Below are 14,347 nucleotides of genomic sequence, written 5' to 3'. Positions count from 1 at the left end.
TTCAAGAATTGTAATAGACGATGCCTCGCAAACCGACCTATGACCGAGACGCGCTGATCGCCAAAGCCCGTGACATTTTCTGGCGTCATGGCTGGGCGGGTACATCGTTGAAAGACCTGGAGCGTGAGCTGAAGCTGAATCCAGGTAGCATTTATGCCGCCTTCGGATCGAAGGATGCGCTTTATGCGTTGGCCTTGAAACGCTACGCGCAGGATGGGGTTGCGAACATGAAGGCCTTGTCGCAGGAGCTTGGCCCTTTGGGGGCGCTCAAAGCGCAGCCGCGTTTGGTGGTTGAGGCGTCGGGCCTGCCGACCAAAGCCTGCATGCTGTCCAAGACCTATGCCGAGTTACAGGCCAGAAATCACGATCTGGCAGACCTAGCGCGCGCGCACATGGTCGAAATGAAGTCTTGTTTTGCGGACCTGTTTCGCAGCGCGCAAGCGGCCGGAGAAATCAGCCCGGAACATGACCCAGATCGCCTTGCAGCCCGATACCAATCCGACCTTTTGGGCCTGCGATTGTCTGCCGAGCGTGATGATGTGAACGCGTCAGAAATCGCCGTTGATATTGCGGATGACCTTGACCGGCTATGATCCGCAAGGGTCACCAATCCAGACCACAAAATATTGGGGGAGCGCGTGACAATCCCCACCAGAAAACGTATAAGTTACCAAAATAATATAGGTACTAACGGCATGTCCGAAGACGCACAGGCACCACAAGAATACGGCGCAGATTCTATCAAAGTTCTCAAAGGCTTAGAGGCGGTCCGCAAGCGCCCCGGTATGTATATCGGCGACACCGATGACGGGTCGGGCCTGCACCACATGGTGTACGAGGTCGTCGACAACGGAATTGACGAGGCTCTGGCCGGTCACGCCGACCATGTGACCGTAAAAATTCATGCCGATTCCAGCGTTTCGGTCAGCGATAACGGGCGCGGAATTCCAGTTGATATTCACCCCGAAGAAGGGGTCTCGGCCGCCGAGGTCATCATGACCCAATTGCACGCGGGCGGTAAATTCGACAGCAACTCGTACAAGGTATCGGGCGGCTTGCACGGTGTGGGTGTATCGGTGGTGAACGCGCTGTCCGACTGGCTTGAGCTGCGCATCTGGCGCAACGGCAAGGAACATGTCGCGCGTTTTGAAGGTGGCGAAACGGCAGAGCATCTGAAGGTCGTGGGTGAATGCGGCGACCGCACGGGGACCGAGGTGCGCTTTTTGGCCTCGACCAACACGTTCTCGAACCTTGAGTATTCGTTTGAAACGCTGGAAAAGCGCCTGCGTGAGCTGGCTTTTCTGAATTCAGGCGTCCGCATAATCCTGATCGACGAACGCCCGGCGGAACGGCTGGAGACCGAGCTGTTTTATGAGGGCGGCGTCAAGGAGTTTGTGAAGTATCTCGACCGATCCAAAACTGCTGCAATGCCCGAGCCGATCTATATCCAGGGTGAGCGGGACGATATCGGGGTTGAAATCGCCATGTGGTGGAACGACAGCTATCATGAAACGGTTCTGCCCTTCACAAACAATATCCCGCAGCGTGACGGTGGTACGCATGTGGCTGGATTCCGTGGCGCGCTGACACGGACGATCAACAACTACGCGCAGTCCAGCGGGATCGCGAAAAAGGAAAAGGTCAGCTTCACTGGTGATGATGCGCGCGAAGGTCTGACCTGTGTGTTGTCGGTCAAAGTACCCGACCCGAAGTTTTCGTCACAAACGAAGGACAAGCTGGTTTCGTCCGAAGTCCGCCCTGCGGTCGAAGGATTGATGAACGAAAAACTGGCCGAATGGTTTGAAGAAAACCCCAACGAGGCCAAGGTCATTGTCGGCAAGATCATCGAGGCCGCGCTGGCACGTGAGGCTGCACGAAAGGCCCGCGAACTGACCCGCCGCAAAACGGCGATGGATGTGAACTATCTGGCGGGTAAGTTGAAAGATTGCTCAGAGAAAGATCCGTCCAAGACCGAAGTTTTTCTCGTCGAGGGGGACTCGGCCGGTGGCTCAGCGCAGACAGGGCGGGATCGTCTGACTCAGGCCGTTTTGCCGCTGCGCGGGAAAATCCTGAATGTCGAGCGCGCACGCTTTGACCGGATGTTGTCGTCGCAGGAAATCGGCAACCTCGTGATGGCGTTGGGCACAGGCATTGGCCGCGATGAGTTCAACATCGAAAAGCTGCGCTACCACAAGATTGTCATCATGACCGATGCGGATGTGGATGGAGCGCATATCCGGACGCTGCTGCTGACCTTCTTCTACCGGCAGATGCCGGAGCTGATTGAGGGCGGGTACCTCTATATTGCTCAGCCGCCGCTCTACAAGGTTTCGCGCGGAAAGTCAGAGGTTTACCTTAAGGATCAAGCGGCACTGGATGACTACCTCATCAATCAGGGCGTCGAGGGTGCAGTGCTGAAACTCGGCTCGGGCGAAGAGATCATCGGGCAGGACCTGACCCGCGTGGTCGACGAAGCACGCCAGCTGAAACGTGTGCTGGACGCGTTCCCGACCCACTACCCCCGTCACATTCTGGAACAGGCCGCCGTTGCCGGAGCCTTTGTGCCGGGCGCGGTGGATGCTGACCTGCAGGGCGTGGCCGATAAGGTTGCCGCCCGTCTGGATCTGATTGCGCTGGAATATGAGCGCGGCTGGCAAGGGCGTATCACTCAGGATCACGGTATCCGACTGGCGCGTATCCTCCGCGGCGTTGAAGAAGTTCGTACGCTGGACGGCCCGATGCTGCGCTCGGGTGAGGCGCGTAAAACCGGCAGTTTCACGCAAAACTTGCAAGAGGTCTACAATACCCCTGCAACCTTGGTGCGCCGCGACCGGTCTCAGGTCATCCACGGTCCGCTGGACCTGCTGCGCGCAATCCTGGAAGAAGGCGAAAAGGGCCTTTCACTGCAACGCTACAAGGGTTTGGGTGAGATGAATCCCGACCAGCTTTGGGAAACCACGCTCGACCCGGACGCGCGCACTCTATTGCAAGTGCGCGTGAATGACATGGTCGAGGCGGATGACCTGTTCACCAAGCTGATGGGCGATGTGGTCGAACCGCGCCGGGAGTTCATCCAACAAAACGCGCTGAGCGTTGAGAACTTGGACTTCTGAATCTGTGTCGAATGCTGCGTCCCATAATGCTGACAGCAAAATTCCGTTGTGGACGTCCAACCGCTCAGCATCAGTTTCGCGGTCTTTCCACGGCTTAATGTGTGAGGCTCTAAGGAGTTCAGTGTCAGAAATGTCCGAAATCGGGCAGCGATCCTGCAAATAAGAGATCAAACGATTTCTAAGAACATCCTGACCAATGCGCTGCTTGACCAATCGCTCTGCTTCGGTTTTTTCCGGCAAACCATCGGTTGCGCCTGAAGCTCCTCCAGAGGGCCGTCTGAAAAGCGCACTGACAGCTCATCGATGCGTTCCGGCGCCGGATACAGCTCTGACACCTGAGAGGCGCTGTAGGCGGCTATGCCTCGAGGGTTAACTTCGGATTTCGGTAGAGGTAACTCTGCCGCGACGTCAGCGTGGTCCATGGCAACAAAACATGGGCCTAGTTCATTCTCGGCTGCTACAAAGACGGCTCCCTTGGCTGTCGTGGAACCAAATATCGCCCAACAATTTTAAGGCCGAGCTTCTTACTGAAACCGTTCTTCCAGGCGGCTTGTCACACTCGGAGTAAAAAACGAAACTCTGCTTTACTTAAATTAAACAAGGCCTTGTATTTCTAATTGCCAGTGGCGCATCAAAAAAGAGAAAAGATTTGATATTGTTGAGAACATCAATCAACTTTGAGCTCTCTATTCTCGATCCGTAGCTTCCGGGCAGATAGGCCTATCGCGGTTTCTACGGCATTTGCCGTTCGCGTCACCGCGCAGAGGTTCGGATCTTCGAATGCCCCTTTGTAATTTGACAGGTAGCTCTCGCTCTATGGCTTGAGCCCGTTTCGCATCACCACCAAATAGGCTGCCAATTTGGCCTGAATCCCCTTCAACTCGTGCGGTGTGTCGCTCCGGTTCGGAACGCGGCGCCCGTTGTCCGCACCAAGGTGGCCGAGAAAAAGATGCGCCACCTCGTGGGCGACCGTCACAAGACACGTCGGTGTTGGATGGTTTCGGTTGTAGGCTAACTGGTAAAAGTTCTTTCCCTTATCGCTCCTCGAGCGGCCCAACAGCCGGATCCAGCCTGCCTGACCATCTTCGGCGTCCAGCTGGACGAGATCAATCAATTCCTTCCAGACGGCGCGCACTAACTCTGCGAAGCGGATGTCGCTTAGATTACCATAGGTGAGGAAGAGGAACGTATCGACCGGCAGTTGCTTGCCTTCGATATCCTGCGCGTTGAATACGAATTCGACCGGCCCTTTTATTCGTGGAACCAGGAGCGGTCGTGCGCCCTTCTTCGGCACCCGGCCGAACCGTTGCCACCAATCATGCGCTGTAACCGCGTGCTTGCGGACGGGCTACTGTATGTGCAGCAGCATCGCGTTGACCGTCACCATGGCGGGAATGGGTAGAAAAAGGCTGCCTTTGAACTAAGTCGACCTGCAAGATGTTAAGACGCAACCAAACCGCACACGCACTACGCAGCAGTTTTGTCTTAAAGGCAACCAGTCAAAAGGCAGACAGTGCCCGAACAGACATCGGCGTGCCTGACGTCATCGCCGCTGAGACAGTTCAGGGTGACTCAATAAGAGAGGTTGTCTGGCACATTGTAGCCGCCAGGGAATCGAGATCGGACAGAAACTCGGAACTCGAAAGAGCCGCGGCGAGCTTCGGCGAGCGTTTCGTGAAAACAAAGCCCGCCAGGGCTGGCTTCGCCCAACTGAGACAAAACGATCAACAAACACCTGATGGACCAAGGACGCGAACTCATGAATGAAATGTCAATGATCTTAGCTGGTGCAGTTATCACTGTTGTACTGGCAACCCTGCATCACGACAGACGCGCAAAGCGCCAACGCGACGCGATGCCCGTACGTGTGAAACGCAACCAGCGTCGCCGATCCCATTGGTTCTAAAGGGAAGCAGACCAAGGCACAGGTAAACTGCGTAAAGGTCTCAGCGTAAGGCGTTTGTCATCGCCGCTGCAGCGGTGGTCTTGGCAGCGTTCACTGTTCGCGTGAGCCCGGTTTTATAAGTAGCCACTGTGTTTCATCAGATTTTGAACTGTTTTGAAAAACCAAGACACCGGTCTCTTCAAGTTCCAGAGGAACAAACACCAGGGGGAGTCCTCAGCTTGCAGCAAGAAGGGTTAGCAAACATATGTATCAAGTTCTCGCCAATCGATCTTTGCGCAGGTGCATGTTCTTCTTGCTGCTGGGCGCGGTTGGTCTTTGTATGGCGTCCAGTGCCGCGGCGCATGTGCGCTGGTTCGTGGACCAATCGGCCACGGTAGAGGCTTTTGATCCCTATCGCATCACTGACATTGAGGTCCTAATCTGGATCGCCATTGCACTGCTTCTGATCGGTACATCTGTGTTTCTGGATGCGCGCCTTCCCAACGTCCGAGTCGTCGGCAGCAAGACGAGACATGACTTCATCGAACTTCTTCGTGTCTTCACCGGCATGTCGATGCTGCTTACCGCGTATGAAGGGGCGATTGTCGCGCCGCATCTTATTGCGTTCGGCACCTTTGGAATGGTCTTGCTTTTTGCGCAAGCTGGCATCGGAATATTGCTGATTTCGAACCGTTTCGTGCGCCACGCAGCCATCCTGATGATCCTTCTACACCTTGGTCTGGCAATAAAATTCGGAGTTCTTGCAGCATTCGAGTACCTGATCATGGTTGCGATTGCGGTATTTCTTTTAATCAACAATCTCCCTACGCAAGAATTGCGCGAGCGTTTCAAACCCTACTCGGTCGACCTTCTGAGGATCCTGACAGGCATTTCTCTCATTACACTCGGCTTCTCCGAGAAGCTGTTCGGCGCGATGATGGCCGAGAGTTTCCTTGCTCAATATCAATGGAACTTCATGCAGACGCTCGGCTTCGACTGGTTTACTGACCGTCTTTTCGCTTTGTCTGCAGGTGTCATCGAAGTCGTATTCGGCGTCATCCTCGTACTTGGGACGACCACCCGCCTCAATATTTTGGCGTTTTCGGTCGTGTTGTTTGCGTCCAACATTCTGTTCCTCATCGAGGGCGAGAACGAGGCTGCGATGGTTGAGTTCATCGGTCACATGCCGGTGATTGGCGTAGCACTTATCCTGCTGCTGCTTGGGTCCGGTCAGCGGCTCAAAATCACGAACTTCTTGCCCAGAAAGCGCGTCAACTCCTCGACAAAAATTGTGAGCATTCCTGCCGATGTCTAACTTTTCGCTAAAGCTACCGTACCTGATCTACCTCAGCATCGGCTCGATGCTGTTCGGTGTCTTGATGGCCCCCTTGTTTCGGGACGTACCATTCACCGATTCACCCAGCGTTCAAGCGACGACAATGCACGATCACATGCACCAGTCCCTCGAAGTCTCTGGCGACAAGGTGCCAGAAATTACGATGACGGTGGAAGAAGACCCATTAGGGGGCTGGAACATCACTCTCACTGTCGAGAACTTCGCGTTCACCCCTGCGGCGGTCAACGGCGAGAATGTTCCGAATACGGGCCATGCGCATCTTTATGTTAACGGGCAGAAAGTGGCGCGCCTTTACAGCACCCACTACCATCTTCCTGCCCTTCCCCCGGGCCAGCACGAAATCATTGTCGCCCTGAACAGCAACGATCACTCCTTCTATGCCGTTGATGGCGTGCAAATAAAAGCTCGGACAATCCTACTGCAAAGCAGCGTCAACAGTTTCGCCGGTTGAACAATCCTTCGCAAAGCACTGGAGAACATCATGGACAAACCGCTTCTTGTGATTGGGGCGACCTCAGGTATTGGCAAGCTTTGCATGGAGACCGCCCTTAGCCGCGGCCATTCTGTGAGGGCGTTTGCCAGATCTGCCGACAGCCTTGCGGAACATCCTCTACTGGATCGCATGGCCGGTGACGCCTTAAAGGCGGAGGATATCGCTTTGGCCTTAAGTGACGTTGGCGCTGTCGTCGTAGCGCTTGGCATCCGGGAACGGCTGGCGATGCTATGGGAACATGAAACGCTCTTCTCACGCAGCACGCGGATATTGCTGGATGAGCTGCAAAAAACCGATGTGTCTCGCTTGCTCGTTGTGACAGGCTTTGGCGCTGGCCGCAGTCAATCTGCGATGAGTTCATTGGAGCGGCTTGGTCACGGAGCGCTTCTGGGGCGCGTATACGCGGATAAGACGAGGCAAGAAGCGATGATCGTCGAAAGTGATGTCGATTGGACTATCGTCCGTCCGGTGATACTTATCAATCGGCCGGCCACTGGCAAGGTTCGCGTGCTCGAGAACCCAGATAAATGGCGAAATGGGCTTGTCGCTCGAGCCGAGGTTGCTTCTTATCTCGTGGACGCTGTGGAGCAGGGATTGCACATTCAAAAAGATGTCGTACTTGCGCGCTGATCCATTGGGCAGAGTCGCTACCATGGGCGAAATTCGGCAAGGAAGCCATGCAAGAATTCGACGGCACAGGGCTTCGGTTTAGCTCACTGTAGAAAGGTCCTGTAAAACATGCACGGTGACGCCGTCGCCGCATTCGGCGCAGCAGCATCAGCATGGACATGTCCGACATGGGCTGATGGCGTCTTACCGAAGTCCTGAGCCTAAAGGTTTGCATCAGTGGCCCCAAACCATTGGCGGTGTTGCCTTCAACTGAATATGAAATTCAAAGCTGATTGCCTGTAAGGCATTCACATCTGTGCCTTTCAGCTTTCGACATACCCGAACAAACGGTCACCGGAGTAACGCTGTTGAATATCCGCTATAGCAAGCCAAAAGACTGTCTAATCAGCCTCGGTCATTCATGTCCAGTGCTCGGTAAGTGCCGTCTGGTAATCCTGCTTCCCGGAAGGCATCAACGTAGGGCGCAATGAGAACGTCAGGACGTTGATAACGCCGATACACCCACACAATATCAGCGATTTTGACGCCGGGACGGGTGGCTTCCAGCCGTCTTCGGGCGCGCTGAAGTTCGTCGGCGCGTCCGAGCTTAGCGAGAGCTGCTACTTCGGGGATCATCGACCACCAATAGTCCAGAAGCACGCCTTTTTGCGCTTCGGCAAGTGCAAGTTCGTATTCACCCTTGTGAAAATGGTACTCTGACAGGGCTTGATGCCAGTCCTTGATTGTCGATCCTGGGTCGAGGTCGATAGCCCGCCGAAGGAGCGCCGCACCCAGGTCAAAACGCCCCGCCCAGATCAGCCAATAGCCAAATTCTGCTTCCACGCTGCGGTCGCCACCGACTGCGAGAGCATCTTCAGCCTCGGCAAAAAAACCGTCGCGATCTCCATTCATGAGCAGAAGAATACCCAGAACAAGTCGGACGCGGGCTGAGTTTGGGTTCAATGCCTTGGCTTCGTTGGCGGCAGCCAAGGCTCGGGTGAGTTTTTCCTCGTACGTGCCGGCATAGCGATTCCCGAAAAAGCTCAGATCTATCCGCAACGCCTCTGCCAGCTGTGCCCAACCGCGCCAATAATCTGGCTCTTCTTTGATGACCCTTTCAATGCAACTGCGGACCCGCTTCTGCACATCCGGCCTGTCGTACAAGTCGTCATAGAACATGGTGCATTCATATGACGACAGACGTTCCGGTGGTTTCGCTCTTGCCCGCCATTAGTCTGTTCGTCTGATGGCACCGCGCGTGTCGCCAATCGCAACTGCAACGCGCTCGGTGATCCGGGATTGCACATCGAAAAGATTGGCAGTCGTGAGTTTCTCATCGAACGCCTCAGACCAAACCTGCGCTCTGCTTTGGGTGTCAATCAGGCGTGCCGTTACCCGCAGGCGATCACCCGCTTGCCGCACAGTCCCTTCAAGCACGAAATCGGCACCCAAGGATTCACCGATTCTGCGGACATCCTGGTGCTGCCCGCGGTACGAGAAGGTGGTGTGCCGGGACAAGACGTTAAGCTCGCGATAACGCCCGAGTTCGATGATCACATCCTCGCTTATGCCGTCGGACAAGTAATCCTTCGACGGGTCTCCACTCAGGTTCTCGAACGCCAAAACTGCTATCGTCGGGCCGGTCGGCCGTGTCACAGCCGTGGACGTGTCAAAAGGAACTGCATCATCGGCCCCTGGGCGATGTAAGGCTTGCCAGACCACAACTACCGCAATTATCAAAAACACTCCGCCTGCTAGCGTTTTTAGGCCCTGGCTCCTGATCCAGCTCCGGCGGCTAATCTCTCGGCTCTGAGGATTCACTTGATAGATCCGTACCGGTTCTGAAATGTTCTTCAAGCGGACTTCACCAAGATACTCGAAGCCGGCATTCGCTTTGCCGGTCGCCTGAGTTGCAACAACTTCAGACACGCAAATGCGACCAGGCTCTGCCAACTGTTCAAGCCGCGCCGCGACATTGACACCGTCGCCATATAGATCGTCGCCGTCGATCATAACGTCGCCAAGGTTTATTCCAATCCGAAGCTCAAGCCGCTCTTCAGGCGGAAGGTGATCATTCCGTTTCGCCAGCTGCGTTTGGATTTCAGTCGCGCAGTTCACTGCATCAACAACCGAGGCAAACTCCACGAGTGTTCCGTCCCCCATGAGTTTGACGATGCGCCCGTGATGTTTCTCGACTTGCGGATCGAACAGCTCTGACCGGAATGCTTTGAGTGCGTTCAAAACGCCGATCTCGTCTGCGCCCATCAAGCGGGAGTAGCCCACTACATCAGCGGCCAAAATCGCGGCAAGTCTACGTTCCATTGCTAAAGTCTACGCCAGAAGGCTTCGTTACTCCAAGAAACGCCGAATCCTGATCTGGCAGGCAATTTGTTGGGGGTGCCATGGTCGCGAACGAAAGGCTTTGCTCGTTGGAACATCGGCACATACGGGCGCGCTTGGCCTTTGGTCGCCACTCGTTCTTGAATCAACGACCGGGTGCAGGTGCCAAGCGAACATACTTGAGACTGCTTAGTGAAAACACCTCAGACACGACTTAGTCGCGTTCACTGTCCAAGGCTTCTCGTATGCGGGCCAGATCGTTGAGTGAACTGGCAAATGGGCCGCGTCCGAGATCGGATATGACGGGGCGGAGAGCGTCCGACACTTGTTTCATGCAAGTGTCCAAAAAATCCTGACCCTTGCTCGTGGATCGGGCTATTTTTGAACGCTTGTCTTCGAGATTGGTTTCAAGGGTGATCAGCCCATGATTTTCCAAGCTCGCAAGCATGTGGGTCATTGACGTTTTGGGAACCTGAAAGGCGTTGGCGAGTTGCAGCGGTGTTTCGCCCGCGGGACGACGGGCAAGATGGCCAAGTATGCCGAATTGAGTGGCGGTCATCCGACCCGGCAAAAATGATTCCAACTTGGTCGAGATCAACTGATTGATAATCCCGACCTCGGTGAAAAACCGGTAGACTTCGTTGGTCTCATTTTCAGGCTTCATTCAGAATTCGTGTCTCCAGCGGCCAGCGGGGTGTGGCAATTGGCTCGGGTCCATACCCCAAGCGCAGCAACATTTGCACTGTGTGACCCGGTGAAGCAAGAAGCTCATGGGTCAAAGCATATTCCTCGGCCATTTCCGGATATTCCTGAAGCGCCTGACTGACCGGATGAACGCCGAGGCCCATTTCAGTTGTCTTCAGGTAAAACCGCATCAATTGACGTCCGGCATCAAGCTGATCCTTTCGTGTATTGGTGGCCGTCGTGATGACCGCGTATTGCGGCGTCGCATCCAACATCTCAAAGTAAGCCCGCATATGTGCTTGCGTGCCGGGGTGATCCACATTCATCAGAGTTTCACTATCCAAAAGACCCGCAAGTCTCAGGGTTTCCAGTAGGGGATCACGTAATTCAATTCCGTCCGGGTTGGCGTTTATTTCTGCCTTACCAATACGCATTAAGTCGACGGATTCCCTGAGCGTTTGCGGTGTTCGCATTTCGATTTCAAATGCGCGTTTTGTGATTTCACGAATACGGGCCACCAAATCGTCATCAGTGACCAGATTGGCGTAATTGCTAAGTTCGGTCATTTCAGGACCGGAGAGACGCTGCTCACTGTAAGGTTCTTTGTTCGAATGCCGGTTGAGAATCTGGTCCGATAACTTGTCAGGTGTCCCACCGGGTGAAAACACTGCCTCGGCGACGGGCCCGCCAGGTCCCTCCGGTAGGAGTGTTACTTCAGCATGAACTCCCTTGGCACCGGCTGCTAAAATCATTGTTTCAACAAACGCACCGAGGCCAATATAGAGTTGACGGTTGAAAGGGTCGGTTTCTGGAAGCTCTCGATCTTTGTCACGATGGATACGAACTGTGTCTGTTCCGACCAACTCGATCAGCCAAGGTTGCAGGTTGTGTGCATTGGGGGCGAGAATAGCGTATGACAGGGCCGCTTTGCGGGGGTCATCATAAGGTGTCGGTTCCCACGGAGCCAGTGCCTTATGCGGTGTGCGCGTGTTCAGGAATCCGACAACGCCCACCGCTGCAACAACTGTCCCACCGCCAAGAATCTTGAGAAAACGTCTTCTATTTGGCATCTCGCATCTCCTCTAGTACGATATCGTACTAAATAATACGAAATCGTATTAATGCAACCCTATATTGACGTTGACCCTGACTTGACGAAATCAACGGGTAAAAAAGTTTTGCCGGGCTTTAGATGTCGGTTAACAGTTTCTGTTCAATGGTGAAGACGGTGCAACCAATAACAAGTTTGCGCTATGGCGCGGCACTTGAACCACAAACAGACTCCCATGGGTTTGTGACGACGAGAGGGGGAGATCTGTGGATAATTTCAGCCAAGGTCGGATAACGCTCAAGCGAGACGCATTGGCATTCAGTGCCATCACTTACGGCTGGGTTGAAAACCCTGACGGTCCGTTGGTGATGTGTCTGCATGGATTTCCGGACAATGCGCGGTCGTTTCGGTTTCAGTGGCCTGCGCTCGCCGAAGCCGGATACCGGGTCATAAGCCCTACACTGCGCGGCTATGAAGCAAGCTCTGTCCCTGCTGATCGGGATTTTGATCTTTACACGCTCGGCCAAGATGTTGTCGCTTGGGTGGACCAGTTGGAAGAGCAAACTGTACATTTTGTTGGGCATGATTGGGGTGCCGTGATCGCTTATGTGGTTGGCGCACTGGCACCAGAGAGGTTTGCGTCCCTTACGACGATCGCCGTGCCAAACGCAGCCCGTTTTGGTCGGGCGGTTCCGCGCGTTCCGCGCCAGCTATTGATGTCTTGGTATATGAACGTTTTCCAGATACGGGGTGTGTCCGAATACATGGTTGCGCGAAATGGCTGGGCTTTTGTTAAAAGGCTATGGCGCAGTTGGTCGCCCGATTTCACCTTACCCGATGAAGAATGGAGCAGTTTGCGCGCGACATTCGAACAGCAGGGTGTCAAGACATCAATGCTTGCGTACTATCGACAAAACGCTACCCCACCAAAGCTGCTTGGTTTGCAGAAAACCCGGACCGGCACCCTGACCACAGTTCCTGTACGGACACTTGCGATAACCGGTTCCAATGACGGCTGTATTCATACCCGACTATACGACCACGCAATGCTGGAAGAGGATTTTCCTGAAGGACTTCGTATTGAACGTATAAATAATGCTGGACATTTTGCGCATCAGGAAGCGCCGGAGGTAATCAATCCACTATTGCTTGATTGGCTAGAGTCGCGCGAATAGGTTCGCGTGTTGACATCAGATTGCAGGACACTCCATGCCAGTTATGACCCTTTCTCCCATTTTTTTCCAAGCAAGATGCAAGGGAGCGGCGCCACACCAGGGGCTGTCCAGCCGCAAAAACCTTTGGCAGGCTGCCGGTCCGAGCCCGTGCCCCATGCGGAACTGAATTGATTGCTGGGAATGAACGGGTTTAGCAGGGGCTCGTTCTTGTCGCGTATCGCATCCAGCTTGGTAAGCCTGCTGCACTTGGCTCCTTGTCCTTTCGGACCAACGCTGCGCAGTGCCTCAACCGGACAGCATATCCGAAATCTGCACGGCATATCTGTCAGTCATACCTGAAACGAAATCTGTCAGGGAATGCAACGCGGTGTAGGCATCGGTGACGTCACGCAGATCAAGCTGCACCGCGTTGACGAGCTGTTTTTCATAGTCGGGCAACGCGTTCTCATCCCAATTGTTCACCGCTAGCGCCTCGTAAACAGGGCATAGACCATCCAGCACCTTTCGGATCACGTTGCGCCCTTTGACCTCAAGCCGGGTTTTGCGCGGAGCGGTGAAGAGTTGCTGTTGCGCCAGGTTCTTAATTGCGGAAAAATCTTTGGCCTTGCTTGAGACATCAATCAACGAGTCTGAAAATTCGCCTGCCAGAATTTCATCATGGTTGTCTTTGAAGGCCTGGACGCAAGCCGCTATCGCTCCGCCAATAGCACGGGCACGTAAATAACTGATCCGTTCAAAATCAGTGTATCCATCCTGATTTCGTTTCGTTGGAATGGCTACGGCAGACAAAAGGTCTTCAACCTTCTCAAGGGGTAGATCACCCGCCGTGTAGCCGTCTTCCAGGTCAACAATATTGTAGCAAATATCATCCGCTGCCTCGACGAGATATACTAAAGGATGCCGACGCCACCATTTCTGATTGTCTGGCCCTCTTGCCTCAATCAAGTGCATGGCATGGGCGGCCGCTTCGAAATAACCTCGTTCAGATTCAAAGAAGCCGAACTTCTTAGCCCCTACATACAGATCATTTTTGGCCTTGCTCTGCTTGAGGCGCTTGGATGTCTCTGCCCCCATCGGGTATTTCATGAACGCACCCAAAACGGCATTGGGCATGCACATGCCGCCTTCATTCCGGTACATCTCCAGCCGCGTCAGGATGCGGAAACCCTGCGCGTTGCCTTCGAATTTCTCGAACTCCGGCCAGCGATCACCCGATATACCCTGAAAGGCTGATGCGCCTCCCCTCAGTTTTTCAGAGCACCACTTGCCAATGGCTTCTTCGCCGGAGTGCCCGAAGGGCGGGTTGCCGACATCATGCGCAAGACAGGCCGCCTGTACGACGCCAGCCACTTTATGAGCATCCTCAGGCGGGATAAGCCTTTCTTCGGCCAGCCAAACCCCAATCTGCATCCCAATGGACCGGCCAACACTTGCCACTTCTTCGGAATGGATCAGGCGATGGCGCAGATGGTCATTGTCATAGAGCGGATGGACCTGCGTCTTGTTCGCCAATCGGCGAAACGGGGCCGAAAAGGTGATCCTGTCTGCGGCAATGACATATGATGGGCGCTCGGCGTGTTCTTGTTTGTTGTCGTAGGTATCCGTATTCAACAACTGCGCCCAATTCATTTTCACCATGC

Annotated in this window: 13 protein-coding genes and 1 pseudogene; 7 read left to right on the top strand and 7 right to left on the bottom strand. The window is 54.4% G+C overall.

Annotation, left to right across the window (positions count from 1 at the left end):
* Nucleotides 1-20 precede the first annotated feature (20 nt).
* Both ACXAET_RS11855 and gyrB read left to right on the top strand, forming a co-directional pair.
* Nucleotides 21-593 carry a TetR/AcrR family transcriptional regulator gene (locus ACXAET_RS11855; RefSeq protein ID WP_475185073.1) on the top strand — a complete coding sequence of 191 codons (573 nt, stop codon included), beginning with the start codon at nt 21-23 and terminating at the stop codon, nt 591-593.
* A gap of 102 nt (nt 594-695) precedes the next feature.
* On the top strand, nt 696-3,113 hold the full coding sequence (gene gyrB, locus ACXAET_RS11850; protein ID WP_475185069.1) for a DNA topoisomerase (ATP-hydrolyzing) subunit B: 2,418 nt from the start codon (nt 696-698) through the stop codon (nt 3,111-3,113).
* Between the two features lie 18 nt (nt 3,114-3,131).
* On the opposite strand, the pseudogene ACXAET_RS11845 reads toward gyrB, so the two are convergent.
* A pseudogene (locus ACXAET_RS11845) lies at nt 3,132-3,272 on the bottom strand (HNH endonuclease); the annotation flags it as partial.
* Nucleotides 3,273-3,927: 655 nt separating this feature from the next.
* Complete coding sequence (locus ACXAET_RS11840; RefSeq protein WP_475185065.1) at nt 3,928-4,407, bottom strand: M78 family metallopeptidase domain-containing protein; 480 nt, start codon at nt 4,405-4,407, stop codon at nt 3,928-3,930.
* Between the two features lie 465 nt (nt 4,408-4,872).
* Between ACXAET_RS11840 and ACXAET_RS11835 the strand changes: the two genes are divergently transcribed.
* The 4 genes from ACXAET_RS11835 to ACXAET_RS11820 all read left to right on the top strand — a co-directional run bounded on the left by ACXAET_RS11835 (nt 4,873) and on the right by ACXAET_RS11820 (nt 7,478).
* Nucleotides 4,873-5,019: a hypothetical protein gene (locus ACXAET_RS11835; protein WP_475185061.1), complete on the top strand. Its 147-nt coding sequence runs from the start codon at nt 4,873-4,875 to the stop codon at nt 5,017-5,019.
* A 283-nt stretch (nt 5,020-5,302) separates the two neighbouring features.
* Nucleotides 5,303-6,313 (top strand): hypothetical protein, encoded by a 1,011-nt coding sequence (locus tag ACXAET_RS11830; RefSeq protein WP_475185057.1) that lies wholly within the window; start codon nt 5,303-5,305, stop codon nt 6,311-6,313.
* Nucleotides 6,306-6,806: a hypothetical protein gene (locus ACXAET_RS11825; RefSeq protein WP_475185054.1), complete on the top strand. Its 501-nt coding sequence runs from the start codon at nt 6,306-6,308 to the stop codon at nt 6,804-6,806. The genes ACXAET_RS11830 and ACXAET_RS11825 overlap by 8 nt, the downstream gene beginning before the upstream one ends.
* Before the next feature lie 30 nt (nt 6,807-6,836).
* Nucleotides 6,837-7,478, top strand: a complete 642-nt coding sequence (locus ACXAET_RS11820) for an NAD(P)-dependent oxidoreductase (RefSeq protein ID WP_475185051.1) — start codon at nt 6,837-6,839, stop codon at nt 7,476-7,478.
* Between the two features lie 384 nt (nt 7,479-7,862).
* On the opposite strand, the gene ACXAET_RS11815 is transcribed toward ACXAET_RS11820, so the two are convergent.
* The 4 genes from ACXAET_RS11815 to ACXAET_RS11800 all read right to left on the bottom strand — a co-directional run bounded on the left by ACXAET_RS11815 (nt 7,863) and on the right by ACXAET_RS11800 (nt 11,551).
* Nucleotides 7,863-8,636, bottom strand: a complete 774-nt coding sequence (locus ACXAET_RS11815) for a tetratricopeptide repeat protein (RefSeq protein WP_475185048.1) — start codon at nt 8,634-8,636, stop codon at nt 7,863-7,865.
* 51 nt (nt 8,637-8,687) lie between these two features.
* Entirely contained in the window at nt 8,688-9,779 is a 1,092-nt protein-coding gene (locus tag ACXAET_RS11810; RefSeq protein ID WP_475185045.1) for an adenylate/guanylate cyclase domain-containing protein, read from the bottom strand.
* Nucleotides 9,780-10,011: 232 nt separating this feature from the next.
* Nucleotides 10,012-10,461 (bottom strand): MarR family winged helix-turn-helix transcriptional regulator, encoded by a 450-nt coding sequence (locus ACXAET_RS11805; RefSeq protein ID WP_475185041.1) that lies wholly within the window; start codon nt 10,459-10,461, stop codon nt 10,012-10,014.
* On the bottom strand, nt 10,451-11,551 hold the full coding sequence (locus tag ACXAET_RS11800) for an Acg family FMN-binding oxidoreductase (RefSeq protein ID WP_475185037.1): 1,101 nt from the start codon (nt 11,549-11,551) through the stop codon (nt 10,451-10,453). The genes ACXAET_RS11805 and ACXAET_RS11800 overlap by 11 nt, the downstream gene beginning before the upstream one ends.
* 247 nt (nt 11,552-11,798) lie before the next feature.
* Between ACXAET_RS11800 and ACXAET_RS11795 the strand changes: the two genes are divergently transcribed.
* Nucleotides 11,799-12,707 (top strand): alpha/beta fold hydrolase, encoded by a 909-nt coding sequence (locus ACXAET_RS11795; protein ID WP_475185035.1) that lies wholly within the window; start codon nt 11,799-11,801, stop codon nt 12,705-12,707.
* 285 nt (nt 12,708-12,992) lie between these two features.
* Here ACXAET_RS11795 and dgt read toward each other — a convergent pair whose 3' ends face one another.
* Entirely contained in the window at nt 12,993-14,345 is a 1,353-nt protein-coding gene (gene dgt / locus ACXAET_RS11790; RefSeq protein ID WP_475185032.1) for a dGTP triphosphohydrolase, read from the bottom strand.
* Between the last annotated feature and the right edge of the window lie 2 nt (nt 14,346-14,347).

The sequence above is a fragment of the Ruegeria sp. AWH4_226 genome (assembly GCF_056159225.1).
The sequence above is the reverse complement of the archived record's forward strand: the minus strand, read 5'-3'. Positions and strand labels throughout refer to the sequence as shown.

Excerpts from the sequence above, each read along its gene's own strand:
- ACXAET_RS11855 (WP_475185073.1), top strand. The coding sequence starts at position 21 with ATGCCTCGCAAACCGACCTATGACCGAGACGCGCTGATCGCCAAAGCC.
- gyrB (WP_475185069.1), top strand. The coding sequence starts at position 696 with ATGTCCGAAGACGCACAGGCACCACAAGAATACGGCGCAGATTCTATC.
- ACXAET_RS11835 (WP_475185061.1), top strand. The coding sequence starts at position 4,873 with ATGAATGAAATGTCAATGATCTTAGCTGGTGCAGTTATCACTGTTGTA.
- ACXAET_RS11830 (WP_475185057.1), top strand. The coding sequence starts at position 5,303 with ATGTTCTTCTTGCTGCTGGGCGCGGTTGGTCTTTGTATGGCGTCCAGT.
- ACXAET_RS11825 (WP_475185054.1), top strand. The coding sequence starts at position 6,306 with ATGTCTAACTTTTCGCTAAAGCTACCGTACCTGATCTACCTCAGCATC.
- ACXAET_RS11820 (WP_475185051.1), top strand. The coding sequence starts at position 6,837 with ATGGACAAACCGCTTCTTGTGATTGGGGCGACCTCAGGTATTGGCAAG.
- ACXAET_RS11815 (WP_475185048.1), bottom strand. The coding sequence starts at position 8,636 with ATGTTCTATGACGACTTGTACGACAGGCCGGATGTGCAGAAGCGGGTC.
- ACXAET_RS11810 (WP_475185045.1), bottom strand. The coding sequence starts at position 9,779 with ATGGAACGTAGACTTGCCGCGATTTTGGCCGCTGATGTAGTGGGCTAC.
- ACXAET_RS11805 (WP_475185041.1), bottom strand. The coding sequence starts at position 10,461 with ATGAAGCCTGAAAATGAGACCAACGAAGTCTACCGGTTTTTCACCGAG.
- ACXAET_RS11800 (WP_475185037.1), bottom strand. The coding sequence starts at position 11,551 with ATGCCAAATAGAAGACGTTTTCTCAAGATTCTTGGCGGTGGGACAGTT.
- dgt (WP_475185032.1), bottom strand. The coding sequence starts at position 14,345 with ATGGTGAAAATGAATTGGGCGCAGTTGTTGAATACGGATACCTACGAC.